The sequence below is a fragment of the Exiguobacterium sp. SH0S7 genome (assembly GCF_004337195.1).
Taxonomy (GTDB): Bacteria; Bacillota; Bacilli; order Exiguobacteriales; family Exiguobacteriaceae; genus Exiguobacterium; species Exiguobacterium aurantiacum_A.
Map to the genome: position 1 here is coordinate 1 of NZ_SJVA01000059.1, position 283 is coordinate 283.

1 pseudogene is annotated in these 283 nt (G+C 55.8%); it reads left to right on the plus strand.

Annotated features, from left to right (window positions below):
- Positions 1 to 283, plus strand: a pseudogene (locus EVJ22_RS15410) (helix-turn-helix domain-containing protein); the annotation flags it as partial.

The window sequence follows — 283 nt, forward strand, 5'->3', positions numbered from 1 at the left end:
CAACGGACGGAACTATCAACGGACAGCCGAGATATTCGCCGTGTCGTACCAGCAGGTCTATGGCTGGACGAAAAAATATGACGCCGACGGCGTGCACGGGCTCGAGGACCGGCGCGGACGGACAAAGCAAGAAGAGGAACTGACCAACGAGGAGAAGCTTGAACGTCGCATCCAACAGATCGAGCGGGAGAACGAGCGCCTTCGGGCCGAGAACCTGTTCCTAAAAAAGTTAGAGGAGATCGAGAGGAGAGGTTGATCAGCCAGATCCGGCTACAATTGCGTT